The following is a 25,006-nucleotide window of genomic DNA, read 5'->3' on the forward strand; positions in this document are numbered from 1 at the left end:
CGGTGGTTATCTCTTAAATAGTACTGTCATGGTTAAGAGAACGCTGGATTCACCGGAAGCCGTTCGATTTCTGGTTGATTCGTTTTACGAAAAGGTACAAGTGGATCCCTTCATCGGACCAATCTTCACCGATGTGGCTCAGGTGGACTGGTCAAAGCATTTGCCCAAAATGTATGCCTTCTGGGAATCGCTTATTTTAGGAAACAACGCCTACGACGGTCATCCGTTTCGACCCCATCTGATTGTCAATCAGAAGCATACCCTCACCATCGAGCACTTTGAACGGTGGTTGCAGTTATTCACCGCAACTTTGTCTGAGAACTTTTCGGGCGAAGCTGCCGATCAGGTTCGCCAGCGGGCTACCCAAATTGCGCTGGTGTGGAACAATAAGCTGGAGTATATCAACAATGATTCGTTTATGGAATCCTAAAAAAAATGAAACCAGCGTTTGTGAAGCTTAGGTCTACCCCTACTCACAAACGCTGGTTTCCAATGGAACGGCGGACTGCCCTTGCTTCCCTATTGCTTGCTAAATACTTTCTTCAAAAGATCAGTAACCCGTGCGGCCGGGTTCTCCCGAATTTTCTGTTCCTCCTGGGCCACCAGAATAAACAGCCCATCAACGGCTTTGTTGGTCGCATATTGGGTTAGATCTGGATTCACTTTCTGAACAAAAGGTACTTTGTTGTACGTATTGACCAGATCAGCATAGTATTTGGTCGCGTTGTTCTTTTTCAGCGTACTGTCAATAATTGGCGTAAACTCCGTTACCAGTTGCTGGCCCGACGTTCGGCGTAAGTACTGGGTAGCGGCATCATTCTGACCCCGCAAAATACCAACGGCGTCCTGAATGCTCATGGATGTTATCGCCTTTATAAATACAGGTTTGGCCTTTTTGGCGGCATCTTCAGCCGCCCGGTTCAGCGACAGTTCGAATTGATCGACCTGCTTGCTAAACCCTATTTGCCGGAGGGTTGTGGCCACTTTTTGCGCTTCGGGCGGAAAGGCAATCTTAAGTAAAGGGTTTTTAAAATATCCGTTTACAGCCGACGCCTGGTCAGACCCTTTGCTGATACCAACCTGTAAAGCCTCTTTAAGGCCAGATGCAATATCGCTGCTCGTCAAACCACCCGCGGTACCCGAAGTGGCCGTGGTTACCGCCTTGAGTACTTTACCGAAAATGCCTCCGCCCGACGATTGTTGTTTTGTGGTGTCTTGCCCAAAAACAATCTGGCTGCTCAGGAGAGCCAGTATAGCGGCTGTAAAAACTTTTTTCTTCATCATAGGATTAAATTATTCAGGTTGCCAACTTAATAACGGCCAATGGCTCTAAATCGTTTTTTCGTACTTTTGACAACACCGAATGGCTAAAGTAAAATGGATAGGCCGTAAAATGTGTGAATACATTGACAGGCAGACCGCGAATTAGTCACGCTTTACCCATTTCAAGCTCTTCATTACTCAATTAAAATGACCAACACCGTCCGCGCCGAAGTAATTACGATTGGCGACGAAATTCTATTCGGTCAGATTACCGATACAAATACGGCCTGGATCGGCACTGAACTTACGAATATTGGCATCCGGGTCGTTCGAAAATCTTCAGTAGGCGATCAGCAGGAGGCTATCCTGCAAATTCTGGAAGAAGCCCACCAGCGTGCCGACGTTATCATCATTACGGGTGGACTGGGGCCAACCAAAGACGATATTACCAAGAAGACCCTCTGTACCTATTTTGGCGTCGGCATGGTGCGTAACGAAACGGCGCTGGCCCTGGTGACCAGCTTTTTCGAAAAACGCGGCCGTGCAATGACCGACCTCAACAGAGGACAGGCCGACCTGCCGGCCAATGCTGTGTATATCCAAAACGATTGGGGAACCGCCCCCGGTATGTGGTTTGAGCATGACCGGGGCGACGGTCACTCGTGCGTGTACGTCTCATTGCCCGGTGTACCGTTCGAGATGAAACACCTCATGACAAATCGAATTCTGCCGAAACTAAATGAACACTTCAAAACGCCCATCATTAAACACAAGATGATCCGGACGGTGGGCATTGGGGAATCGTTTCTGGCAGAACGCATCGAATCCTGGGAAGACGCCCTGCCCGATCATATCAAACTGGCTTACCTGCCTAGTTTTGGAGGAGTAAAGCTACGTCTGACCGCCACCGGCGAAGATGATGCCTTACTTGACAGCCAATTGGCCGAACAGGTAGAAAAGGTCATGCCCCTGATTGAGAAAAACGTGTATGGCTTCGATAGTGACGAAATTGAAACGGTTGTTGGCAAACTGTTAGTCGAAAAAAACATGACGCTGGGCATTGCCGAGAGTTGTACCGGCGGCTACGTGTCAGCACAAATAACCAAAGTACCGGGTTCTTCGGCTTATTTCTGGGGCAGTGTCGTCAGCTACAGCAATAGTGTGAAGGTATCCCAGTTGGGCGTTTTGTCCGAAACGCTGGACGCTTATGGCGCCGTGAGCGAAGAAACCGTTCGCCAGATGGCTGAAGGGGTTCGCAAGGCGCTTGGTACATCCGTTGGCATAGCAACCAGCGGCATTGCCGGTCCCGGTGGCGGAATGCCCGATAAACCCGTTGGTACCATCTGGATTGCCTGTTCCACAGAACAGCGGACCGTGACAAGGCTGCTTAAACTCGGTCAATACCGCGACCAAAACATTCAGCTTACCACCATGTATGTGCTGAACATGCTGCGGGAAGAAATATTAGATTAGTAACAGGAGTGAGAAGTGAGGAGTGAGAAGCCATCCGGCCGACCGGTATGCTATGTTGCCGGATGGCTCCTCACTCCTCGCTTCTCACTCCTCACTCCTAAAAAAACATGGCTCTCATTGATATGGTTATGCCCAAGATGGGCGAAAGTATAATGGAATGCACGGTGATTACCTGGCTTAAACAACCAGGCGATCGTATTGAAGCCGATGAATCCATTCTGGAAGTGGCAACGGACAAAGTGGATACAGAAGTGCCGGCACCCCACAACGGCATTCTGACCGAAGTGCTGGTTAAAGAGGGCGATGTGGTCGCCGTTGGTGCGCCCATAGCCCGTATCGAAGTGGCAGAAATCGTCGGTTCGGATGCAAAATCAGCAACAGATCCTGCGCCTGAACAGCCATCTGAAAGGAACGACACACCGGTTGGTATTGGCGATGTTGCGAATGTGCCGGCACTCGAACAGGAGCAAACGCCTGAACCCGAAATTTCAGAAGCAGCCCATGCCCTGGAATCAAGCATCTCGGCCATGAGCAGTCGCTCGGCGCCCTTCGAGAAGTCGGTGGCCACGTCATCGACAACCCTGGCGAATGACGCTCCCGTTTTCAGCGACCGTTTTTACTCGCCCCTGGTGCTCAACATTGCTAAAGAAGAAAGCGTATCCCGCGACGAGCTTGACCGGATTCCCGGGTCAGGTGCGGAAAATCGCGTTACAAAGAAAGATATTCTGGCTTATGTGATTGATCGGGCCGAAGGCCAGGTACACCCTTCCGAAAGCAAGGTTCAGCCAGTAGCATCACCCGCGCCAACCGTTGCTGCGCCAACGTCCAGCAATTTTTCTTCGGCTTCACAATCCCTGAACGGTAAGGCCGATATTATTCAGATGGACCGAATGCGGAAGATGATTGCGCAACGGATGGTGGAGTCAAAACAGATTTCTCCACACGTCAGCTCGTTTGTCGAAGCCGATCTGACGCCGGTTGTTGAATGGCGTACCCAGATGAAGGATCCATTCAAGAAACAAACCGGCGAGAATCTAACCTACACGCCGATATTGGTGGAAGCGATCGTGAAGGCGATCAAAGACTTTCCGATGATCAATGTTTCGGTTGAGGGCGACACTATTCTCGTGAAAAAGGCGATCAACATTGGTATGGCCGTGGCTCTGCCAAATGGCAACCTGATCGTGCCGGTGATTCACAACGCCGATCAGTATAATCTAACCGGCCTCACCAAAAAAGTAAACGACTTAACAACGCGTGCTCGGGAAAATAAGCTCACGGCCGATGATCTGTCTGGTGGAACTTACACCATCTCCAATATTGGCACGTTTGGCAACCTGATGGGAACGCCCATTATTGTGCAACCCCAGGTAGCCATCATGGCCTTTGGCGCCATTGTCAAAAAACCGGCGGTGATAGAAACTCCCCAGGGCGATTTTATTGGCATTCGACAGTTGATGTTTCTCTCACACTCCTACGACCATCGGGTAGTGGATGGGTCGTTGGGTGGGCAGTTCGTCCGTCGGGTGGCTGATTATTTAGAAAAATTTGATGTAAACCTTAAACTCTGACCGGGATTTATGTGGTTTATCTGGCCGACGTTGATCGTTGAATAGCTGCGAAGCAGCTTCATAGTTAGTCAGAAAAACCATATACATCCCGGTTTTACAAGATGAAAAAACGCATTGCGATTGACATGGATGATGTCATGGCCGATACACACGCCAAGTTTATCAGGCTTTATCTGGAAGGTGAGATGCCTCGGTATACACTTGAGGAATTAAAAGCGAAGTCATTCCACGAACTCTTTGACGAACACGAATACAAAGCGATTTCAGAACGAGTCTATGAGCCGGGTTTTTTCCGGGATATTCCGGTGATGGAGGGTGCCAAAGAGGTGATTTCGTCTTTAATGGAGAAGTATGACGTTTTTGTAGCTTCAGCCGCCCAGGAATTCCCAAATTCCCTACGCGAAAAATGGGATTGGCTTCAGGAACACTTCCCGAGTATTTCCTGGCACAATTACATTTTCCTGGGCGACAAGAGTGTTCTCAATACAGATTACCTCATCGACGATCTACCGCGAAACCTAAAAACGTTTCAGGGTGAAGGCCTGTTGTTCGATGCGCTGCACAATCGGCAGGATACTGAGTTTAGACGCGTAAAGACCTGGCAAGATATTGCAGATCATCTGCTATAGTTGAATACAAGGTCCGCCCTACAAAACGAAAAAAGCTCCGATTCATCGGAGCTTTTTTCATGAATAAGAACTATAGCCTAGGCTTCAATTTCTTTCTCAACTTCTTCAACCCGGCGGTCGTGGCCTACTTCATGCTGCGCTTTTTTAGCTTCAGCCGAAGGTCGTAATCGAACGACATGGAGTTTGTGTAACAGCCCAATTACGGGGAACGTTGGATCGAATTCAAACCATTTAGCACCAAAGTTGGCGGCATTGGGCCGTTTGTGGTGGTTATTCTGAAATAACTCGCCCATCATGACGACATCCAATATCAGCGAATTTTTTGATTTGTCCTGATTGTCAAAGTTCGAGTAGCCGTATTTATGACCGCTCCAGTTAATGATCGCGCCGTGAACGGGTCCCATCACGAAATGAACGGGCAACAGGAAAAAGAACGCCCAGTGCATATCCAGATAGATAAAGGCGAAAATATAAAATACGCTGTAAAGCACGGCCCAGCCTGCTCTCGAAACCCAGGAATCGCCCACTTTTTCGATGAAACTCCACTCAGGATAGTTCCGGTCAAACTGACGTTCGATAGGTTGCTTGCGGTGAAGTACGGCGTTATAAATGTCTTTCGTCTTCCACATCATCGTGAAGATATTCTTCGTATGATGAGGGGAGTGAGGGTCTTTTTCGGTGTCGCTGAAAGCGTGGTGCATCCGGTGAAGGACGGCATATGCGCGTGGGCTCAGGTAAGACGAACCTTGCGATACATAGGTAAGGGCGTAGAAGAACCGTTCCCAAAATTTGCTCATCGAGAACATTTTATGAGCAGAATAACGGTGCAGGAAAAAAGTTTGGCAGAACAGAGACAAATACCAATGCCCAATGAACGCGGCCAGTACAATCACAATAATATTATTAAAAGGTGAAGTTTACTGATAACATGAGAATACTCCTACAAAACTAACGAAATTTAAAGCGTTTTGTCTTGCCCTCCTCAAATAATACAGTAATTAATTTGTCGTCGTGGCATACTGAAGCAGGTTGGCACCCATGCGTAGCGCCTGCTGCCTAACCGGCTCAGGGTCATTGTATACGCTCTGGTCTTCCCAGCCATTGCCTAAATCGCACTCGTAGCTGTAAAAACATACCAGTCGACCCTGATAGATCAGGCCGAAACCCTGGGGTGCCTTGGCATCGTGCTCATGTACTTTAGGCAACCCACCCGCAAACTTGAATTTCTGCTGGTAAACAGGGTGATTGAAGGGCAACTCGATAAAATTAAGCTCCGGAAACACCTTCTTCATCTCCCGACGGATAAACTTGTCTAGACCATAATTATCGTCGATGTGCAAAAAACCACCCGACATCAGGTACCGTCGCATGTTTTGAACATCACCATCACTGAAGGTAACGTTCCCGTGACCCGTCATGTGGACAAAGGGATAGCCAAAAATGTCCGGACTGCCCGGTTCAACAATATCTTCTTCGGGGAAGATGTTCATGCGGAGAGTTGCATTGGCAAACTTGATCAGGTTGGGCAGCGATGTTTTGTTGGCATACCAGTCGCCCCCGCCATTGTATTTTAGTTTGGCAATCTTGTAAGCATATTGCGCGTTGGCGGTAACGCACATCATTGTAAGCGCAATAAAGGTAACCAGTATCTTTTTCATGCGTTAATAAAGTTCAGTATCTGACAAGCTGTAAGTGCGGCTGTTTCGGTGCGCAGTCGATTTTGACCCAGGGTTACCAGATGAAAACCAGCACGTACGGCCTGCTGAATTTCTTTGTCGGCGAAATCACCTTCCGGCCCAATTAAAACAACATACTGCCCGGATTCAGTCGCCTGTTTCGCCAGGTTGACCGGCGGCTGGTCGGACGGCAGGTGCGCAATAAACCGTTGCTCTTCCTCTATCGTTTTCAGCAACTCCCCAAACGGCACTGCGTCATCTAATGTAGGCAAAAAAGATTGTAATGACTGCTTCATGGCCGATATAGCGATCTTCTCGATTCGTTCCATCTTTAACACCCTCCGTTCAGAATGCTGACCAAAAAAGAAACTGATCCGCTCGATGCCCACTTCTACGGCTTTTTCCACAAACCACTCGATCCGATCCAGGTTTTTGGTGGGAGCCACACAAATCCGAATGGAAAATGGCCTTGAGAGTGTCTTCTGCACGGACTTTATTCGAAACGCACACCGGCGGAGATCCGTTTCATGAATAACGGCGGCAAACTGATTCCCGTATCCGTCCGTCACGGTAATGGCGTCGCCGGCCCGTAGCCGTAGTGTTTTGATGGCATGGCGGGAATCATCCTCCGTTAAGAATTGAGTGGCTTCTCCGGCAATGATCTCAGGTTGATAAAATAGATGCATAAGTTCAGCAAAAATACGAAGTCGCAGCGTCTACACGATCATTTACGGACAACATCGGCCCATAGCCACCGTAAGGATTCCGGAAGTATGGAGCCACCGTGTTTACCCGTATGCCCACCCGTTCCGCATACAAATTTGTACTCATAACCACTAAACTTCAGTGCAGCCTCCATTTGGAGATTACTTAACCACCAATTTCCGTGCTGATTATCCAGATCGTTAGTACCATCCTGCAAAAAAACTTTTATTGGTCGCTTAGCCGACTTTCGAATCAGCGACGGATACACGTACCCTCCTTTGATGTTGGTAAAGCTTCCAATATGGCTCAACACCTTCTGAAAATAATCAGGCCGTTGCCAGGCAGCAGTAAAGGCACATATACCCCCCGAAGAAAGGCCACAAACGGCACGCATGCTGGGTGAATCGGCCAGTTTGTAGGTCTTACTGATCTCAGGGATAAGCTCTTCGATAAGCAGCCGGTCATACTGGCTGGTCAGCGTATCATACTCGAAACTTCGGTTGTCGGCTCGAAAGGGGTCTTTTGGAAGTTCTTCGCCATGCTGACCGGGATTAATAAACAGACCAATGGTAGGGGGCATGGCTTTGTGGTGAATGAGGTTATCAAACACAACAGGCACCCGAAAGTCTCCGTCCTCCTTCACATACGTATGGCCATCCTGAAACACCATCAGTGCCGCCGGTTGCTGCGGGCTGTATTGAGCCGGGACATACACATAATACTCCCGGATAGTGTTCGGGAATATCTTACTTTTCCAAACATGTTTTGTTACAACACCTTTAGGAATACCGTCGTGCCGTTGTGAATCGGGACCATAATTAACCGTTTCGCTAACAGGCTTTTGCTGGGCATCTACACGGTACGGACCTACAATGAACAAAGTGCCAATCAGGAGTATATATAAACGGTACCTCATACATAAAAAAGGCTGGTTATCACCGAAACTACCGGCTGATCTGTGAGAAACGGAACCCACCCCACCGTTTTTTTGTACTTTTGCAGGATATAGATCTTGCCGTGAAAAAAGTTGCCTTTTATACACTGGGTTGTAAACTGAATTTCTCAGAGACCTCTACGCTGGCTCGATTAATGGAGCAGCATGGCTATGAGCGCGTGGAATTCAATCAGCAGCCAGATATATTTATCATCAATACCTGTTCTGTGACGGACAATGCTGACAAAAAATGTCGGAAAATTGTTCGTGAGGCTCAGAAAATTAATCCCGATGGCTACGTGGCTATCCTTGGCTGTTATGCCCAGCTAAAGCCAAAAGAGATTTCCGAGATTCCGGGTGTCGATGTGGTTTTGGGTGCCGCTGAAAAATTTCGGTTGCACGAAATCATGCCGACTTTCGTAAAGGTACCGTCGGGTCAACCCGCACAGGTATTCAATTCGCCCATTGAAGAAGCAATTGACTACCACGCGGCTTATTCGCTTAACGACCGGACACGCACTTTCCTGAAGGTTCAGGACGGCTGCGATTATCCTTGTGCTTACTGCACCATTCCGCTGGCACGCGGCAAAAGCCGGTCAGATACGATTGCCAATGTCGTGAAGGCTGCCCGGGATATTGCCGAACGGGGCGTCAAAGAAATTGTGCTGACGGGTGTGAATATCGGCGATTTCGGTCTGGTCAATGGACAACGGGAAGCGACATTCTTCGACCTTGTTCAGGCATTGGATCAGGTAGAAGGTATCGAACGCTTCCGTATTTCGAGCATTGAGCCGAATTTACTGACGGATGAAATCATTGCCTTTGTGGCCCAGTCGAAGCGTTTTGTGCCGCACTTTCACATTCCCCTTCAATCGGGTAGCAACCGGGTATTGGGACTGATGCGCCGTCGGTACAAGCGAGAGCTTTATGTGGATCGGGTTCAGAAAATAAAGGAACTGATGCCCAATGCCTGCATCGGTGTCGATGTGATCGTTGGGCACCCTGGTGAAACCGATGTGGAATTCAAGGAAGCGTATCTGTTCCTGAATGAACTTCCGATCTCATACCTACACGTTTTTACGTATTCAGAACGGCCAAATACAACAGCCTTGACCATCAAGCCTAACGTGCCGGGTCACATTCGGGCTGAGCGGTCTAAAATGCTGCATATCCTTTCTGATAAAAAGCGACGTGCTTTTTACGACTCACAGGTTGGCCATACGGCAACTGTACTCTTTGAAGAGGATGTGGCCGATGGTATGATGCAGGGTTTTACCGAGAACTACATTCGCGTTTTGGCCAAGTACGACCCCTTGTTAATTAATGAAACACTGAACGTACACTTGAGCAGTGTCAATGCAGAGGGTTTAATGGATGTCACCGAGACAGAAACGATATTGGAAACTCATTAAATCAACGTGAATAATGGCTAAATGCTGTTTAGCATTCGTTTAACTGAAGATCAGAATCCAGGCTAGATCAAAAAGATTTAACCACAGAGGCACAAAGAACACAGAGGTTGATCAGGAAACTTTATTCCCTAATCAACCTCTGTGTTCTTTGTGCCTCTGTGGTTAAATCTTTTTGATCTAATTGATGCATAACATAACGTGGGTGATAACTGCGTATAAGCTAGATTTTAAGCTAATCAACCCATTATTCACGTTAAATCATTCTGTTTCAATCGTAAACTAAGCCGGTAGCCATACCGGCTTTTTTTGTTAGACTCATCTGTGTTTAACCGCTTCTACCAGGAAATACGAAGCGGAAAGGTTTGTGAATCAAAAAGTTAATTAAGCTTATACAACCTATTGGTAGTATAATTTTGGCTACTCATACCTTTCTTGCTTTTCTATTCGTAGCCCAAGTTAACTCCCTTTACTTGTATGAAACTTGTTGCAGAAATCCTCATTGGCTTCGTTGCGCTCGAACACATCTATATTTTATGGATGGAGATGTTTGCGTGGACAACCCAGGGGCGAAAAACCTTTAAATCACTCCCCCCCGATTTGTTTGAAAAAACAAAATCACTCGCAGCAAACCAGGGTCTTTATAATGGGTTTTTGGCCGCAGGTTTACTTTGGTCCCTGCTCATAGAAGATGCAGTATGGAGCGTCAACGTCGCTTACTTCTTTCTGGGATGTGTTATTGTCGCTGGCGTATTTGGTGCCCTTACGGCCCAACGGTCTATATTTTTCGTTCAGGCCCTTCCGGCAATCCTGGCCTTGTTAGCCGTTGCCCTTTCTTAAAACATAATTGTATACCCCTATAAAAGCAGGAGACCGCCCCCAAGCGGGAACGGCTCCATGAGTACAACAAAACCACAGATAAAGCTGTCAGACATTTTGGCCAGACAGGGTGCCTGTGGCTCTGTTGATGATTGTAAGATGTATGCTATGGGATGTACCTCTTGATTTAATAAGACATCCTATAGCATACCTCATTAATTTCTCTATGCTTCGATGAGGAATTCGTCGTGCTGGCTTATATCCAGACCCGACTTCTCGTCTTCTTCCGTCACACGCAGGGGTAAAATCAGATCCGTTACTTTCAGTAATGCGTATGACATGACAAAAGCAAATACAGACACACCCACTAAAGCGATTATGTGAATGATGAACAATTTCGTTTGACCAAAAGCCAGACCTTCGTCAACCACAGCCGAGTTGATGCCTTTGCTGGCGAAGATGCCCGTCATAACCATACCAACCATACCACCTACACCATGGCAGGGGAATACATCCAGGGTATCGTCAAGCGTAGACTTTGACCGCAGGTGAGCAACGTAGTTAGAGATGATCGCACCAACCGTACCGATGAAGATAGCCGTTGGGATCGTTACGAAACCAGCAGCAGGTGTGATGGCTACCAGACCAACAACAGCACCGATACAGAAGCCAAGGGCCGATACTTTCTTGCCTTTAGCCGCGTCAAATAATACCCATGCCAGACCAGCAGCAGCAGCCGCCGTGTTGGTTGTTGCGAAAGCAGAAGCGGCTAACGGCGACGCAGCAACAGCCGAGCCAGCGTTGAAACCAAACCAACCAAACCACAGCAGACCCGTGCCCAAAAGGACGAAAGGAATGTTTGCTGGTGGGAAATAGCTTGCTTCGAGGTGCGACTTCCGGCGCTTCAGATAAAGAGCACCTGCTAAAGCTGCCCAACCTGCCGACATGTGCACAACCGTACCACCGGCAAAATCAAGAACACCCAGTTTAAACAGGATACCCTCCGGATGCCAGGTCATGTGTGCCAACGGTGCATAAACGAACAGGCTGAAGAGAATCATGAATAGCACGTAAGAACGGAAGTTGATACGCTCAGCCATAGAACCCGTAACGAGTGCAGGCGTAATAACAGCAAACTTTAGCTGAAAAAAGGCGAATACAACCAGTGGAATCGAAGCAGCAAGCGACCAGGGCTTACCATCCAGTACACCTTTAAACATGAAGTGATCCATTGGGTTTCCAACAAACCCGCCAATCGAACTACCGAAGGCCAGACTGAAACCAACTACTACCCACAAAATACTGATAACACCCATCGCAACAAAACTCTGCAGCATGGTCGAGATCACATTTTTGTTGTTCACCATACCGCCGTAGAAATAAGCCAGACCCGGCGTCATCAACAAAACCAATGCCGAAGCAACCAGCATCCAGGCCGTATCGCCAGCGCTAATACCTTCTGTTACAATTTGCGTTGGAACAGATGGACTAAGAACAGCCAATACACTGATAATCAGCAAAATGGCCAGAGGAATGTAAGTAGGTTTTTGCATAATACATGAGGGGGTTTTTGTTGTACTAGTTAGAAATTAGGGTTAAGAAAATGAGTTACAGCGTTTAGAATTTAAAGATGGCAGCCATACCCAAAGTTGCCTGAGAGGTTGTTAGTGAACCATCATTTTTCTCAAACTTGTTCGCCGAGTAACTATCAATCCGTAATTCAGGCTTCAATAATAAATGGCCATCTGCTGCGGTGATATTTCCGGTTACCGTAATAGAGTTAACACTGGCACCATTTCCGGCAGCATCGGTCAATGCGCGAGCACCATTTTTGTTATCAAATGTCTCGTAGCGAACGCCAAGACCGAATTTATCCGTAAATGCGTAGTTCGAATAGACCGCTACACCGCCCCAGCTTTTCGAGGTCGATGGTCCGCCATATCCCTGATAATCCCCTTTCTGAGAACCGGTAGCCGCGTTTAGCCCGAGGAAAAACTTGGACGATATCTGATAGGTAGTCGTTAAATCGAACAGTTGATAGGTTGCCTTATCAGCAGGTACTGCATCTACCGTGTTCGTTGCCTCATTCGACACAATAGCGTTCAGATATACATTCCATCCGGACACTGGGGAGAAAAACAACTGACTGATCAGGCCTTTTTTCTTATTGTTATCGTACAGGTTATCTACGTTGTTTACCAAACCAACCATCAACGAAGCCCGGTCACTGAAGGCGTATTGTGCTTTCAGGCCGATGTGATAGAAAGGTCCGTTATTAAATAAGTTGGATAATGAGTAGTTGTAGTTAACCGGGGCGTCAATGACTTCGTAGCCAATGTGCGTACCAAACTGACCGGCTGTAAACGACAGCTTATCCGTTGCTTTGTACGTAATGTAAGCTTGCTTAATAGCCAGTGAAGTCGAGCCGGGGCCCAGCGGTCCAATGTAGTTTCCGTAATTGCCAAGATCTGAAAATGGCCCAAAGGTAAGGTCCATAACAGCGTCTACCTTACTGGCAGAATAGACTGCTTTTGCCTGAATAAGTCCGATTCCAAATTGACCGGCTCTCTGATCAAACGCCCGTGCATTACCCACTCCTGTTCCGTTAAGGCCCAGGTTCGACTGGCTCTTAGGGTTATTAAAATTTCCGAAGTAATAGGTGTCCATATACCCTGAAAAGGTGAACTTTCCTGGGGCTGCCGTCGAGGTCGTATCCTGCGCTTGAGCGGTAAAACCCAAAAACAAAGAACTGAGAAGTAAAATTGTTTTTTTCATACTGTTTATTCGGTTGCAGATAACATTAACTGTGGTCTTATTTCGAAGCAAATTTTGTTTAAAAAATTATTGAACGCAACAGCTCACTCTAAATAATCATGTATTTTTTCAAAAAAAAGACAATTTAGTTGATTTTATTCTATTTATTCTGTGTTAAATACTCAAAAAATGACCCTTATGATATATTTTATTAAATTTCGTATATGTACTCTTTAACCAAATAATATTTGTAATAGATCGTTCGTTTTTTTCACTAATACGCTCTTTTTGAGCCATATCATATAGATAAAATACAAAAAAAGCCCAACCAGAAAACTGGTTGGGCTTTTGCGAAGATGTGTGTATAAAATTTGTTATGCTTCAGCGTGAAGCCATGCTTTTTTAGCTAACAAGGTATCTTCTTCTTCTACATGTTCCGGATCGGGCACACAGCAGTCAACAGGGCAAACGGCTGCGCATTGTGGCTCTTCATGAAAGCCCATACACTCGGTGCACTTGTCGGATACTATATAATAAAACTCGTTTGAAACAGGAGCCTGTGGAGCTTTGCCGCTAACAACCGTACCGTCGCCAAAGTCGACTTCGGTTAGTTCGGTTCCTCCACCCCAGGTCCATTCAACTCCACCTTCATAGATGGCTGTATTGGGGCATTCGGGTTCGCAGGCACCACAGTTGATGCACTCATCGGTGATCATGATTGCCATGAGCAGTATTGATTTATATACGGTAAAACTATATCTCGCTGAATTGAACAACAAATATAACTATTTAAAGGTTGGCGACAAACTAATATTTCATTACATTAGTTGATGGTGTATTCCATTTGTTTATCCAATTCATGCTTTTATCCGAACGAATTCAAACGTTTTCTGCTCTGGGGGATTTTTTACGCTCGTCTGATACCCAGGCTGAATTAAACGAAATTGTCCAGCAGGCCTATTATAGAAATAACTGGTTTACACCCGATAACTCCATGAATTCCCTTCGGGCCATAGCCGATGAGTTTTTGGTTGCGGATAAGCTCACAAACTGGGCAAATCAATATGTTGACGAATCTGATAGTGATTCATCCAGAACATCCCGCTCTGTAGGAGTTGTTATGGCCGGCAATATTCCGGCCGTTGGCTTTCATGATTTGCTGTGTGTATTACTAAGCGGCCACAAGTTGATGGCAAAACTGAGTAGCCAGGATTTTGTATTAATCCATTATATTATACAAAAATTAAAAGAGATCAATCCTGCTTTTGATGCCTTTATCGAGGAAGCCGAGCGATTGAATGCCGCCGACGCTTACATAGCTACTGGCAGTAATAACACAGCCCGTTATTTTGAATACTACTTTTCAAAAAAGCCCCACATTATCCGTAAAAACCGTACATCGGTCGGTTTATTGATGGGCGAAGAAAGCGAAGAGGAGTTTTTGAAGCTAGGCCACGATATCTCTGATTACTATGGCCTTGGTTGCCGAAATGTGTCAACGATTCTGGTACCGGAAGGTCCAAACGGTGAGCCGTATGATTTTACGCCCTTACTCCGTACCCTGGAGCCACAGGTCTCTTTTTACCTCAACAACCACAAGTATCAGAATAATTACGATTACAACAAATCGATTTACCTGATCAATGCGGTACCGCATCTGGACAACGGCTACCTATTGCTGACGGAGAATGCGGCTTTGGTCTCCCCAATTTCAGTGCTTTATTTCCAGACATATAAAACGCAGGCAGATGCCACCGCCTGGTTAAACACGCATGCCGAACAAATTCAGGTTGTTGCGTCGGCCCGGGGCTGGTACCCGGGTAGTGTTGCCTTTGGCCAAACGCAACGCCCCGGCCTAAGCGACTATGCCGACGGTGTTGATACAATGGCTTTTTTAAAGGAGTTAGCAACAGGAATGTAATTGTAAAGAGCGAGAAGCCATGTGATGATTTTAAACAGTTTCCACCCCTTCTCGCTCCTCACGATTAACTCGGCCAACGTTCATCAATACCTCCAGCTTTTCAGATCGGCACCTTTTGGTGCTGAGGTTTCGATACGTTTGATAATTTTATCGATGTATAGAGTATTGTATCGCAGTCGGCTGATGTAGTTTGGTTGGGTAGGGTCACCGTTCCAGCAGTGCTCGGCCCGGTCGCCGTAAGCTACTTCGCTGCTAGCAGACGGATTTTGAACACTCTTCAGAAAATCCTCCATTAAATAGACAGCGTTGTTGAGGTAGTAATTGTCCATATCACCGCAGTATATATGAATTTTACCAGTCACTTTCGGGCCTAAGGTCTTCCAGTCTCGTCGGAGGATGTGCAGCAGGTCGTAATGCTCACGCCAGTATGCCGCCACCGTCGGGTCAATGTCGCCGGTTAATTTATTCCAGATTCGTTTGGGATAACCGTCCGGCCCTACCGGTGAATACACAGCCTCCCAGATATCAAACTGGTCGCCAGAGCGCGAATGTGTTCCCAGCGCAAGTTCGCGGTGATTTGTTTCTTCCAGGGTTACTTTAACCTGACCCAGGTAATTCCGCTGACCCGGCCGGGGTGTTCGCCGAAAAGGACCTTCTGCGTAATAGGCATTTTTGTCTTTATAGAGGTTAAATACGGTATACGCATCGAAGGCAATCGGGTCCGGGCATGCGGCAAAACAACCGTTAAACTCATCGGGATAAAACACCTGTGCCGCCAGCGCTTCCCAACCGCCTGTACTTCCTCCATATGTAAATCGCGCCCACCCCTGACCGATGCCCCGAAAGCGCTTTTCAATTTCGGGCAGGAGTTCATACATGATGGCATCCCCATACGGCCCAAGATTTTCAGAGTTCACGGCATACGAGTCGTCGTAATACGGGTTGGCATGCTGAATCTCAATAATGAGCATCCGGGGAAAATCTTTACTCGTCCACTTTTTGTAAAAGTCATAGGCTTCCTGCGCCACTATTTTTTTATACCCGTGAATTTTGAACCGCTCTATGTAGTCGGTTGTATCCATGTTGGCGGGAGGTGGCGTTTCGCTAAAGCCATCAAAATCAGACGGGAAATGCCCGTGATTTATGCAAATAGGGTAACGAGCTTCGAGATGCTCATCAAAACCAGCAGGAAGCAACACATGCGCACCCAGGTACATGGGGCGACCCCAGAACTCCGTCAGGCGTTTACTCTGAATTTTTATGTGCTTGATATACTTCGTGTCTTTAGGCTCCTCAAGGGGTGGATTGACCTGATCCATCACCACCCTAAATGCCTGTTTTACGCCCGCTCTGATGGTTATTTTCTGTGGTTTGCTAAACAGGTTACCCGGAGCTGTTCGCCAGTTCTGGCCCTCCCCCCTATCCATGGGCAGTTTAACCGTGTGCCCGTCTTTTCGGGTAAACGTTTCGTATTTGTGCAGAACGGCCTGCACCTCATAATCGCCCGGTTTCAGATCTTTCAGGCTTCGTTGAGGGTAGCCGAAAATGCTGGCGTCGACAACCGCTGGCTGGCCAGGCTTAAGATCATTCACATCGACACCAAAAAGCTGAGCTGTTTCAACCGCATCACTCACCTGCTCGCGGGGTTCCGGCAGCTTTGCACCAGGCTTACCAGCTTTGGCTAAAATGAGCAGTACCCGACCATCGAGTGGGGTTTTACTTTGCAAAGGCGCAAAAGAAACAGAGAACGATGTCTGCGCCCGTGCCTTCACCAGAAAGGCACAAAGAATAAGTGTCAGTAATAGTCGATTCATCGTGTAAGAAAGAGTGTATGAGCGCTCAACCTACAAAAAATCAGCTGCATTCTGAACATGTTACTGATACACGCGCACATAGTCAACTTCCATGCGTTGCGGCCAAATCGTTTCATCAACCCCTTTCTGACCGCCCCAATTACCGCCAACGGCTACGTTCAAAATCAAATAAAACGGTTGTTCGAAGGGCCACTTTTCTACCTCACTACCGAGCACCGACTTCTGAACACTGTAATATTTTTGATCGTCCACGAAAAAATCGATCTGGTCGGCGGTCCATTCAATGGCATAGAGGTGAAAAGCTGTCGTTGCGGTTTTAATGGTAATGGCCCCTCCTTTTTCGGTTTTCTTGACGTGATTGTATGCTTCGCTATGAATAGTACCGTGAACGACGCCCTCATCGAAACCAACGTGCTCCATAATATCAATCTCCCCTCCTTTGGGCCAACCCACTTTAGCTACGTCGGACCCCAGCATCCAGACGGCCGGCCAGGTCCCCACTCCTTTCGGCAACTTTGCCAGGGCTTCAATCCGTCCGTGTTTCCACTCGCCTTTACCCCGCGTTAATAGGCGTGAAGAGGTGTAATTACTACCTTGATACGCTTCTTTTCGTGCTTCGATGATGAGTTTACCATTTTCGATCCGGGCATTTTCAGGCCGTCGGGATGTGTAAAATTGACGCTCATTATTCCCCCAGCCATTACCACCCACTTCGTATCCCCACTTGGTGGAATCGGGCAACCCGGCTTTATTAAACTCATCGGACCAGACTAATTTCCGAGCACCTGAAACGGTCGGAGAATCCACTGGCAAGGTAAGATCCGGACTTTTGCAGGCCAATACAATGGCCAGTGCTACTATCTTCACCAGAAATAATGGTTTCATTTAGAAATCTTTTTAGTTGTTCACAGTCACTTAACAACAGGAAAAGCCCATTCGAGGAAATCAGGCATGATTGCGCTCCAGGTTTCCTGATCGTGCTTCCCTCCTTTTATTTCTACATACCGAATGTCGGCATTTCGATGATATCCTTTCCTGACCAGTTCGTCGATCAGATCGGTGGTGTCGTCAATTGAGTCGATAACGCCGTTGTTATTTCGGTCGCTGGTTTCGTCCTCAGTGCCGGTTTCGAACCAGAATTTATGGGTTTTGCTGTATTTACCTTTCCGGACCAGATCATGCATAATCCGGTCGGTTTCGTCCCGATAACCGTCGGCCGTACTTTTGCTCCGCCACCAGAACGAACCGGAAAATACACCAGCCCGACTGAATCGTTCGGGGTGATGAAAGACAATATCAAACGCCGACAATCCACCCAGGGAAAAACCGGCAAATACCGACTGAGCCGATTCAGTACTGACCCGGTAATGCTTTTTCACATACGGAAGCAGTTCTGTCAGGACAAAGTCAGTGTATAAACCAGCTTTACTGCCTCGCTGCATATAATCTGCCTGTGCGGCTGTTCCATACTCCTGGATACGATCGCCGGCATGAATAGCCACCAGCACAAATGGACGGATGCTGTTTTTCTGATAAAGTGAGTTCAATACAGCCGTCATATGCAGACGCGGCAAATCCTGCCCATCATTCAGGTATAAAATGGGGTAAACTGTACTCGATGTCTGATAGTCAGGGGGAAGGATAATCGTCAAATGCACCGTTCGGTTGAGTGGAACCGACTGTAAGGAATCATCGTGCTGAACCGTTACGGTGGCTGATTCAGGATATGTTCGGGCCGGTAAAAAGTCAGCCATAAGAGAAAATAATGTCAAAAGAAGTACAATCACGAGATGCAAAATTGATCTTTTTTTAGCGCATACCGGCCTGTTTTTTGCCGGGACCAGCAATTTCGGCTATTTTCAAACGAAATTTGCGACGTTATCAACAAACAAATACAATCGTGCAGGAAGATTATCGAAAATGGTATTCGCACCATCTGGGTCGCGACATCGAGATGCTGGTTTATGGAAACTGGGGCTATCCGGTGATTCTTTTCCCGACATCCATGGGCCGCTATTATGAGTACAAAAACTTTGGCCTGACCGAGACTGCCCGTTGGTTTGTTGAAACAGGAAAAATTAAATTGTACTGTATCGACAGCATTGATCGGGATAGTTGGTATGCCAAACACCTGCATCCCGGCACCCGTATCTGGAACCACGTGCTGTATGATCGGTTTCTGCACGAAGAGTTTGTACCCGGCGTTCAGCGGGAATGCAACGTACAGAAAATTGGCGTAGCTGGGGCTTCTTTTGGTGGTTATCACGCCCTGAACTTCGCTTTCCGACATCCAGAGCAGGTAGGCCATCTGATTTCGATGGGGGCCATGTTCAATATCCGGTCGTTTCTGGGTGATTATTACGACGAGAACGTGTATTTTAATAACCCGCCCGACTTTCTGCCCAATGCCCAGAACAATGAGTTCTATCACATGAACATCGTGTTGGGCACTTCAGAATATGATTTCACGAAGGATGCGAATTACCAAATGTCGGGGATACTGGGTCACAAAGGAATTCGCCACAAACTGGATGTGACGCCCTGGGGTAACCACGACTGGCCAGTCTGGAAAGACCAGTTTCCAAGGTACTTAAGTATGATTTAGGGAAAAGCTCCGTTAAGTCGATGACGTATTAAATTTCAAATCAATCAGACGTCAGCGCATTTACCTGCACTTTGGTCCATTCATTTAAGTATGTAATGGACTACTTGAAAGATCCTTTGTAAGTGCTATTGGCAACAGGTTGCCACGCTATTCGGCAAACCGTCTATTAATCTGATTAATAAACGGATAGGTCAAAATTTATGTAAAAAACAACGTTCTGTTCGTATATTTCTGATTCACCATTTCATCTATACAACATGACAAGTTTTTGCGAATTAACGGCCGTGGATGGCAAAAAGATCATTATCAACCTGGCATCCATTGAAAGTGCTGAGTCGGATGGCAAAGGCATCAGTATCACATTCATTCATAAGAACACGGTACATTTTAAAGAATCTTACGCCTACTTTAAAAGTATCCTGCAGGTACCCGCCGGTGAATTCAGTGCTGACTAGTCTATCGGCTGCCGAGTCCCTACCCATCAAAAAAGTCCGACCGTTGCCGATCGGGCTTTTTTTATTTGGTTGGTAACAATAAAATCATGGATCGGTTAACCCATGAACAGGGTATCCTTTTTTTGCTACTTTTACCAGTCACTAAGGCACAACCCATCAATGGTTTGCTCTCTATTGGCAGATACACACTTAATTATAGATACAACTAACTAAAACCAGCATTATGAATAAAATTGGAATCTTATTCGGTCAGGAAAACACGTTTCCTCAGGCATTTGTCGACCGCGTCAATGACAAACAAAGCCAGTTCCCGGCTGAGTTTGTCAGCATCGAGCAGGTCGAGCAAAGCGTGCCGACCGATTATGCTGTTATTATTGATCGAATTTCACAGGACGTACCTTTTTATAGGGCTTTTTTAAAAAATGCCGCTCTCACCGGCACGGCGGTTGTCAATAACCCCTTCTGGTGGAGTGCCGACGAAAAATTCTTCAATAATGCACTTGCCGTTCAGTTAGGCGTTCCTGTTCCGAAAACGATTCTGCTGCCTTCCAAGGAACGTCCGGACGATACCAATCATAATTCGTTTCGTAACCTAAAGCATATGAACTGGGAAGGCATCTTCAACCACATTGGCTTCCCGGCCTTCATGAAGCCACACGCGGGTGGCGGTTGGAAGAGTGTGTACAAAGTGGACAATCCCGACCAGATGTTCAAAGCCTACGACGAGACAGCCCAACTAGTTATGCTGTATCAGGAAGCAATTGACTTTACGGACTATTTTCGCTGTTACTGCATCGGCGGGAAAGACGTTCGGATTATGCCTTATGAGCCCCGGAACCCGCACCACCTCCGCTATGCAGCCGAAATGCAAACCACCGGCGATGCGGGCAAAAAATTACTGGCCACCATGACCGACTATGTGCTCAAACTGAACCACGGTCTTGGTTACGATTTCAATACCGTTGAGTTTGCAGTGCGTGATGGTATCCCCATTGCCATTGACTTTTGCAATCCGGCACCCGATGCCGATATCCATTCGGTTGGTCAGGAGAATTTTGAGTGGGTCGTCGAAGCAGCCGCCAACATGGCCATCGAACGAGCGAAGAAAGCGAAGAAAGGGCAGGACAATTTGACTTGGGGCACCTTTGTGCGTAATTCGGTCATGAATACGCCAACCGAAAGAGTGGCTGAGCAGTCTTCGGAAGGGCCTAAGATGAAAGAATCTAAAAAGGCAGAAAAAGAAGAAAAAAAGGATAAGCCGAAAAAAGCTGACAAGGAAAAAGAAGAGTCAAAACCGAAGAAAGCCAAGAAGTAATACGAGACGTTGTCGATGAATAGTGCCGGAACCGGTTAAATACGGGTTTCCGGCACTATTCGTTTAAAGGCAATCCGACCTAGGCTTCGGCTCATCAAAGGCCGATCAACTTCGGGTCAATTCTGGTGTCACGAGCCGAAGTGCGTAAAATTGCCAGCTCCTCCAGGTAACTGAACAAACGTCCATCAAGGTAGTCCTGCTCCTCAAGGCGGTCCGACGTTTGGTCCGCAAACGCTTTCTTCTCTTCCAGATCACGGATGTTCGCATGGGTGGAAATCAGGAAATCCTAAATAAACGCGTTTGCCTGTTGCAAATTCATAGCCATAACGAGGATCATTCTAATTCATTCATCGAGTATCAGGAATTCCCTGTGTATAAGCAATAATACCGAATAATATTGGGGATTTACAGCGAGTAACGACTTACCGTTCGTCACAAAATAAAACTTCTCTATTAATCGGTTCGCTTTTTTAGCCATATTCGTGCTTTTTCCGGGCTTCTTTATGGGCTCAAACATCAACAATCATTCTCTTTATACATGCAAAGACGAGACTTTATTCAATTGTCTGGCCTGGGTATTGGCAGTCTGTTAGCGGCTGGAGTTCCGGTTCTTGGCAATTCTGTATCAGCTGAGTACCTGCTGGAAGCAAGTGGTCGGGGCGTAGGCATCGACACGGCAGCCAAGAAACGATTAGCCGATATTGCCCTCAATGCCGCCAAAAGCAGAGGGGCAACCTACACCGACGTTCGCATTGGGCGTTACCTTCAGCAGTTTGTTTTCACACGCGAAAATCGGGTCCAGAACATCTCAAATGCGGAGTCATTTGGAGTAGGCATCCGGGTTATCGCCAATGGAACCTGGGGCTTTGCAGCTACCAGCAACGTAACGCCCGACGGCATTGCCAAATGTGCCGAAACCGCCGTATCCATTGCGAAAGCGAACGCCAAACTCCAAAATGAGCCTGTCCAGTTAGCTCCCCAAAAGGGCGTTGGGGAAGTCGTCTGGAAAACTCCCATCAAGAAAAATGCCTTCGAAATTCCGGTTCAGCAGAAAATAGATCTGTTGATGAATGTGAACGGCGAAGCCATGAAAAACGGGGCCGCCTTCGTCACATCGAACCTGTTCTTTGTGAACGAACAGAAGTACTTTGCCTCGACGGATGGCTCGTATATCGATCAGGATGTTCACCGGATCTGGCCCACGTTCACCGTATCGGCCGTTGACCGGGCGGTGGGTAAATTTAAAACCCGCGACGCCCTTAGCTCGCCCATGGGCATGGGCTATGAGTATCTGGATGGACTGGCTTCGGAGAAGATCAAAGCCCCCAATGGACTGGTCGGCTATCGTAATTCCTACGATATGCTGGAAGATGCCATTCTGGCGGCCAAACAGGCTAAGGAAAAATTGACCGCCAAAACAGTTCAGCCGGGCAAATACGACCTTGTGCTGGACCCCAACCACCTCGGCCTGACCATTCACGAATCGGTTGGCCACCCCACCGAGCTCGATCGGGTGCTGGGTTACGAAGCGAACTATGCCGGTACCAGTTTTGCCACGCTGGACAAGTGGAAAACCAAATCGTTCAATTACGGTAGCAAACTGGTCAATATCGTCGCCGATAAAACGCAGCCCCATACACTCGGCACCGTTGGCTACGACGACGAGGGCGTTCCCTGCAAGGAGTGGGATTTGATCAAAGACGGCATTCTGGTCAACTACCAGGCCATCCGCGATCAGGTGGCCATCCTGGGCGAAAAAGAATCGAATGGCTGCTGTTACGCCGACAACTGGGATTCTGTTCAATTTCAGCGGATGCCGAACGTATCCTTGAAGGCGGGGGCCGAAAAACGATCCGTTTTCGACATGATTAAAGGAGTTGACAAAGGCATTTACATCATTGGCCGTGGCTCCTACTCCATTGACCAGCAGCGGTACAACTTCCAGTTTGGTGGACAACTGTTCTACGAAATCAAGAATGGGGAGATCGTCGGGATGCTCGACGATGTGGCCTATCAGTCCAACACCCAGGAATTCTGGAACTCCTGTGCTCAGCTTTGCGATAAGGATGACTACCGCACATTTGGTTCGTTTTTCGATGGCAAAGGGCAGCCCTCTCAGGTAAGTGCCGTTTCTCATGGTAGCGCTACCACCCGCTTCAACGGAGTCAACGTGATTAATACAGGTCGGAAAATATAGTGAAAGTGGTAAAATAGTAGACTGGTGCAGTCAGTAGGTTCGATAAAACGGCTCTCCACTTACCTGCTCTACGACTCCACTTTTACACTTAATGAACTAAATAATGGCAATCTTAACAAAAGAAGAAGCAAAGAAGATAATTGATAAAGTACTGAGTTACTCAAAGTCCGACGAAATGAGCGTCAGTCTGACGGGTGGCCGTACCGGTAACATTCGGTACGCTCGTAACTCGGTATCAACCAGTGGCGAATCGGATAATCTGGCACTTGCCGTAACCTCCGTTTACGGCAAGCGTTCGGGTACGTCGACCATCAACGAGTTTGACGATGTGTCGCTGGAAAAAACCGTTCGGCGGGCGGAGGAGATCGCCAAACTGGCTCCCGAAAACCCGGAGTACATGCCCATGTTAGGCCCCCAGACCTATCTGGAAACCAATACATACTCAGAGAATACGGCAAAGATCAACCCTGATTTCCGTGCTCAGGCCGCTTTCGACAGCCTTGACCCCTGCCGCAAGAAAAACCTGACAGCCGCCGGATATATGGAGGACACCACTGGTTTTACGGCGATTGGCAATAGCAAAGGGTTATTTGGCTATAACCGGGCAACCAGTGTCGATTTTTCCATCACGGTGCGTACGGCCGATGGTCTTGGATCGGGCTATGCCAACCCGGATGTCAATGATGTGAGCAAGCTCAGCACAAAGGCCGCTACCGAGATTGCCATGCAGAAAGCGATGGCCTCGGCAAGCGCAAGAGCCCTGGAGCCTGGCAAATACACGGTTATCCTCGAACCGACCGCTTCTGTCGAACTGCTACAAAATATGGTGCGTAGTATGGATGCCCGTTCGGCCGATGAAGGACGAAGCTTCCTTAGCAAAAAAGGAGGAGGCACCCGCCTGAACGAAAAGCTTTTTGATGAGCGCGTTACCTTTATCTCCGACCCTATGAATGCCGATTTACCACTCTCGCCCTTCGGCGGAGGAGGTGGTGGCGGTGGTGGCCGCTTTGGGGGGGGTGGTGGCGATGGCCTGCCCCAGCAAAAACAGACGTGGATCGAAAAGGGCGTAGTGAAGAACATGTTCTACTCGCGCTACTGGGCCGATAAAAAAGGCGTTCAGCCAGTGCCGGCTCCCGGTGGTTTCATCATGCTTGGCGGTACGCAATCCCTGGCCGATCTGATCAAAAGCACCGATAAAGGCATTCTGGTCACGCGTTTCTGGTACATCCGCGCGGTTGATCCACAAACGCAGTTGTATACGGGCCTGACGCGTGACGGGACGTTCTACATCGAAAACGGTCAGATCAAATTCCCGATCAAGAATTTCCGGTTCAACGAAAGTCCGGTGATCATGCTGAATAACGTCGAAGCGCTGGGCAAACCCGTTCGCGCGGGTGGCAACCTGATACCGCCGATGAAAATTCGTGACTTCACGTTCACGAGTTTATCTGATGCTGTGTAAGATT

Annotated in this window: 23 protein-coding genes; 12 read left to right on the forward strand and 11 right to left on the reverse strand. The window is 47.6% G+C overall.

Annotation, left to right across the window (positions count from 1 at the left end):
- Nucleotides 1-28: 28 nt before the first annotated feature.
- On the forward strand, nt 29-430 hold the full coding sequence (locus ACYVK4_RS18345; protein ID WP_461128975.1) for a group III truncated hemoglobin: 402 nt from the start codon (nt 29-31) through the stop codon (nt 428-430).
- An 89-nt stretch (nt 431-519) separates the two neighbouring features.
- Here ACYVK4_RS18345 and ACYVK4_RS18350 read toward each other — a convergent pair whose 3' ends face one another.
- Nucleotides 520-1,284: a DUF4197 domain-containing protein gene (locus tag ACYVK4_RS18350; protein WP_461128976.1), complete on the reverse strand. Its 765-nt coding sequence runs from the start codon at nt 1,282-1,284 to the stop codon at nt 520-522.
- Between the two features lie 186 nt (nt 1,285-1,470).
- Here ACYVK4_RS18350 and ACYVK4_RS18355 point away from each other — a divergent pair, with 186 nt between their 5' ends.
- The 3 genes from ACYVK4_RS18355 to ACYVK4_RS18365 all read left to right on the forward strand — a co-directional run bounded on the left by ACYVK4_RS18355 (nt 1,471) and on the right by ACYVK4_RS18365 (nt 4,936).
- Entirely contained in the window at nt 1,471-2,736 is a 1,266-nt protein-coding gene (locus ACYVK4_RS18355) for a competence/damage-inducible protein A (RefSeq protein ID WP_461128977.1), read from the forward strand.
- 107 nt (nt 2,737-2,843) lie between these two features.
- Nucleotides 2,844-4,307 (forward strand): dihydrolipoamide acetyltransferase family protein, encoded by a 1,464-nt coding sequence (locus tag ACYVK4_RS18360; protein WP_461128978.1) that lies wholly within the window; start codon nt 2,844-2,846, stop codon nt 4,305-4,307.
- Between the two features lie 101 nt (nt 4,308-4,408).
- Nucleotides 4,409-4,936: a 5' nucleotidase, NT5C type gene (locus ACYVK4_RS18365; protein WP_461128979.1), complete on the forward strand. Its 528-nt coding sequence runs from the start codon at nt 4,409-4,411 to the stop codon at nt 4,934-4,936.
- Between the two features lie 77 nt (nt 4,937-5,013).
- On the opposite strand, the gene ACYVK4_RS18370 is transcribed toward ACYVK4_RS18365, so the two are convergent.
- The 4 genes from ACYVK4_RS18370 to ACYVK4_RS18385 all read right to left on the reverse strand — a co-directional run bounded on the left by ACYVK4_RS18370 (nt 5,014) and on the right by ACYVK4_RS18385 (nt 8,233).
- Complete coding sequence (locus ACYVK4_RS18370) at nt 5,014-5,829, reverse strand: acyl-CoA desaturase (RefSeq protein WP_461128980.1); 816 nt, start codon at nt 5,827-5,829, stop codon at nt 5,014-5,016.
- A gap of 105 nt (nt 5,830-5,934) precedes the next feature.
- Nucleotides 5,935-6,594: a DUF4159 domain-containing protein gene (locus ACYVK4_RS18375; RefSeq protein ID WP_461128981.1), complete on the reverse strand. Its 660-nt coding sequence runs from the start codon at nt 6,592-6,594 to the stop codon at nt 5,935-5,937.
- Nucleotides 6,591-7,298 carry a 16S rRNA (uracil(1498)-N(3))-methyltransferase gene (locus ACYVK4_RS18380; RefSeq protein ID WP_461128982.1) on the reverse strand — a complete coding sequence of 236 codons (708 nt, stop codon included), beginning with the start codon at nt 7,296-7,298 and terminating at the stop codon, nt 6,591-6,593. The genes ACYVK4_RS18375 and ACYVK4_RS18380 overlap by 4 nt, the downstream gene beginning before the upstream one ends.
- 38 nt (nt 7,299-7,336) lie before the next feature.
- Nucleotides 7,337-8,233 carry an alpha/beta hydrolase gene (locus ACYVK4_RS18385; protein WP_461128983.1) on the reverse strand — a complete coding sequence of 299 codons (897 nt, stop codon included), beginning with the start codon at nt 8,231-8,233 and terminating at the stop codon, nt 7,337-7,339.
- Nucleotides 8,234-8,313: 80 nt separating this feature from the next.
- Here ACYVK4_RS18385 and mtaB point away from each other — a divergent pair, with 80 nt between their 5' ends.
- Nucleotides 8,314-9,663: a tRNA (N(6)-L-threonylcarbamoyladenosine(37)-C(2))-methylthiotransferase MtaB gene (mtaB, locus tag ACYVK4_RS18390; protein ID WP_461128984.1), complete on the forward strand. Its 1,350-nt coding sequence runs from the start codon at nt 8,314-8,316 to the stop codon at nt 9,661-9,663.
- Between the two features lie 474 nt (nt 9,664-10,137).
- Nucleotides 10,138-10,500: a DUF1304 domain-containing protein gene (locus ACYVK4_RS18395; RefSeq protein WP_461128985.1), complete on the forward strand. Its 363-nt coding sequence runs from the start codon at nt 10,138-10,140 to the stop codon at nt 10,498-10,500.
- Between the two features lie 203 nt (nt 10,501-10,703).
- Here the strand turns inward: ACYVK4_RS18395 and ACYVK4_RS18400 are convergent, their stop codons facing one another.
- The 3 genes from ACYVK4_RS18400 to ACYVK4_RS18410 form a co-directional block, all read right to left on the reverse strand.
- On the reverse strand, nt 10,704-12,032 hold the full coding sequence (locus ACYVK4_RS18400) for an ammonium transporter (RefSeq protein ID WP_461128986.1): 1,329 nt from the start codon (nt 12,030-12,032) through the stop codon (nt 10,704-10,706).
- Nucleotides 12,033-12,096: 64 nt separating this feature from the next.
- Nucleotides 12,097-13,254, reverse strand: a complete 1,158-nt coding sequence (locus tag ACYVK4_RS18405; protein WP_461128987.1) for a porin — start codon at nt 13,252-13,254, stop codon at nt 12,097-12,099.
- A 353-nt stretch (nt 13,255-13,607) separates the two neighbouring features.
- Nucleotides 13,608-13,958: a 4Fe-4S dicluster domain-containing protein gene (locus ACYVK4_RS18410; RefSeq protein WP_461128988.1), complete on the reverse strand. Its 351-nt coding sequence runs from the start codon at nt 13,956-13,958 to the stop codon at nt 13,608-13,610.
- 134 nt (nt 13,959-14,092) lie between these two features.
- On the opposite strand from ACYVK4_RS18410, the gene ACYVK4_RS18415 reads away from it, so the two are divergent.
- The gene (locus ACYVK4_RS18415) at nt 14,093-15,154 is read left to right on the forward strand and encodes an acyl-CoA reductase (protein WP_461128989.1); all 1,062 of its coding nucleotides are present in this window, start codon (nt 14,093-14,095) and stop codon (nt 15,152-15,154) included.
- Nucleotides 15,155-15,237: 83 nt separating this feature from the next.
- On the opposite strand, the gene ACYVK4_RS18420 is transcribed toward ACYVK4_RS18415, so the two are convergent.
- From ACYVK4_RS18420 to ACYVK4_RS18430, 3 genes are read right to left on the reverse strand one after another with little or no spacing between them, the layout of a single operon-like run.
- Nucleotides 15,238-16,968, reverse strand: a complete 1,731-nt coding sequence (locus ACYVK4_RS18420) for an alpha/beta hydrolase (protein ID WP_461128990.1) — start codon at nt 16,966-16,968, stop codon at nt 15,238-15,240.
- A 60-nt stretch (nt 16,969-17,028) separates the two neighbouring features.
- On the reverse strand, nt 17,029-17,853 hold the full coding sequence (locus tag ACYVK4_RS18425) for a glycoside hydrolase family 16 protein (protein WP_461128991.1): 825 nt from the start codon (nt 17,851-17,853) through the stop codon (nt 17,029-17,031).
- 26 nt (nt 17,854-17,879) lie between these two features.
- On the reverse strand, nt 17,880-18,722 hold the full coding sequence (locus ACYVK4_RS18430; protein ID WP_461128992.1) for an alpha/beta hydrolase: 843 nt from the start codon (nt 18,720-18,722) through the stop codon (nt 17,880-17,882).
- Nucleotides 18,723-18,868: 146 nt separating this feature from the next.
- Here ACYVK4_RS18430 and ACYVK4_RS18435 point away from each other — a divergent pair, with 146 nt between their 5' ends.
- The 5 genes from ACYVK4_RS18435 to ACYVK4_RS18455 all read left to right on the forward strand — a co-directional run bounded on the left by ACYVK4_RS18435 (nt 18,869) and on the right by ACYVK4_RS18455 (nt 25,002).
- Entirely contained in the window at nt 18,869-19,573 is a 705-nt protein-coding gene (locus ACYVK4_RS18435) for an esterase family protein (protein ID WP_461128993.1), read from the forward strand.
- A gap of 257 nt (nt 19,574-19,830) precedes the next feature.
- Nucleotides 19,831-20,028, forward strand: coding sequence for a hypothetical protein (locus tag ACYVK4_RS18440; protein ID WP_461128994.1), 198 nt, complete (start codon nt 19,831-19,833; stop codon nt 20,026-20,028).
- Between the two features lie 223 nt (nt 20,029-20,251).
- Entirely contained in the window at nt 20,252-21,343 is a 1,092-nt protein-coding gene (locus tag ACYVK4_RS18445; protein ID WP_461128995.1) for an ATP-grasp domain-containing protein, read from the forward strand.
- A 538-nt stretch (nt 21,344-21,881) separates the two neighbouring features.
- Nucleotides 21,882-23,540 (forward strand): TldD/PmbA family protein, encoded by a 1,659-nt coding sequence (locus ACYVK4_RS18450; protein WP_461128996.1) that lies wholly within the window; start codon nt 21,882-21,884, stop codon nt 23,538-23,540.
- Nucleotides 23,541-23,643: 103 nt separating this feature from the next.
- Nucleotides 23,644-25,002, forward strand: a complete 1,359-nt coding sequence (locus ACYVK4_RS18455; protein WP_461128997.1) for a TldD/PmbA family protein — start codon at nt 23,644-23,646, stop codon at nt 25,000-25,002.
- Nucleotides 25,003-25,006: the final 4 nt, after the last annotated feature.

The organism is Spirosoma aerophilum (assembly GCF_054782495.1).

Coding starts and splice junctions, on each gene's coding strand:
- ACYVK4_RS18345 (WP_461128975.1), top strand. CDS start 29: ATGGTTAAGAGAACGCTGGATTCACCGGAAGCCGTTCGATTTCTGGTT.
- ACYVK4_RS18350 (WP_461128976.1), bottom strand. CDS start 1,284: ATGATGAAGAAAAAAGTTTTTACAGCCGCTATACTGGCTCTCCTGAGC.
- ACYVK4_RS18355 (WP_461128977.1), top strand. CDS start 1,471: ATGACCAACACCGTCCGCGCCGAAGTAATTACGATTGGCGACGAAATT.
- ACYVK4_RS18360 (WP_461128978.1), top strand. CDS start 2,844: ATGGCTCTCATTGATATGGTTATGCCCAAGATGGGCGAAAGTATAATG.
- ACYVK4_RS18365 (WP_461128979.1), top strand. CDS start 4,409: ATGAAAAAACGCATTGCGATTGACATGGATGATGTCATGGCCGATACA.
- ACYVK4_RS18375 (WP_461128981.1), bottom strand. CDS start 6,594: ATGAAAAAGATACTGGTTACCTTTATTGCGCTTACAATGATGTGCGTT.
- ACYVK4_RS18380 (WP_461128982.1), bottom strand. CDS start 7,298: ATGCATCTATTTTATCAACCTGAGATCATTGCCGGAGAAGCCACTCAA.
- ACYVK4_RS18385 (WP_461128983.1), bottom strand. CDS start 8,233: ATGAGGTACCGTTTATATATACTCCTGATTGGCACTTTGTTCATTGTA.
- ACYVK4_RS18395 (WP_461128985.1), top strand. CDS start 10,138: ATGAAACTTGTTGCAGAAATCCTCATTGGCTTCGTTGCGCTCGAACAC.
- ACYVK4_RS18400 (WP_461128986.1), bottom strand. CDS start 12,032: ATGCAAAAACCTACTTACATTCCTCTGGCCATTTTGCTGATTATCAGT.
- ACYVK4_RS18405 (WP_461128987.1), bottom strand. CDS start 13,254: ATGAAAAAAACAATTTTACTTCTCAGTTCTTTGTTTTTGGGTTTTACC.
- ACYVK4_RS18410 (WP_461128988.1), bottom strand. CDS start 13,958: ATGGCAATCATGATCACCGATGAGTGCATCAACTGTGGTGCCTGCGAA.
- ACYVK4_RS18415 (WP_461128989.1), top strand. CDS start 14,093: ATGCTTTTATCCGAACGAATTCAAACGTTTTCTGCTCTGGGGGATTTT.
- ACYVK4_RS18420 (WP_461128990.1), bottom strand. CDS start 16,968: ATGAATCGACTATTACTGACACTTATTCTTTGTGCCTTTCTGGTGAAG.
- ACYVK4_RS18425 (WP_461128991.1), bottom strand. CDS start 17,853: ATGAAACCATTATTTCTGGTGAAGATAGTAGCACTGGCCATTGTATTG.
- ACYVK4_RS18430 (WP_461128992.1), bottom strand. CDS start 18,722: ATGGCTGACTTTTTACCGGCCCGAACATATCCTGAATCAGCCACCGTA.
- ACYVK4_RS18440 (WP_461128994.1), top strand. CDS start 19,831: ATGACAAGTTTTTGCGAATTAACGGCCGTGGATGGCAAAAAGATCATT.
- ACYVK4_RS18445 (WP_461128995.1), top strand. CDS start 20,252: ATGAATAAAATTGGAATCTTATTCGGTCAGGAAAACACGTTTCCTCAG.
- ACYVK4_RS18450 (WP_461128996.1), top strand. CDS start 21,882: ATGCAAAGACGAGACTTTATTCAATTGTCTGGCCTGGGTATTGGCAGT.
- ACYVK4_RS18455 (WP_461128997.1), top strand. CDS start 23,644: ATGGCAATCTTAACAAAAGAAGAAGCAAAGAAGATAATTGATAAAGTA.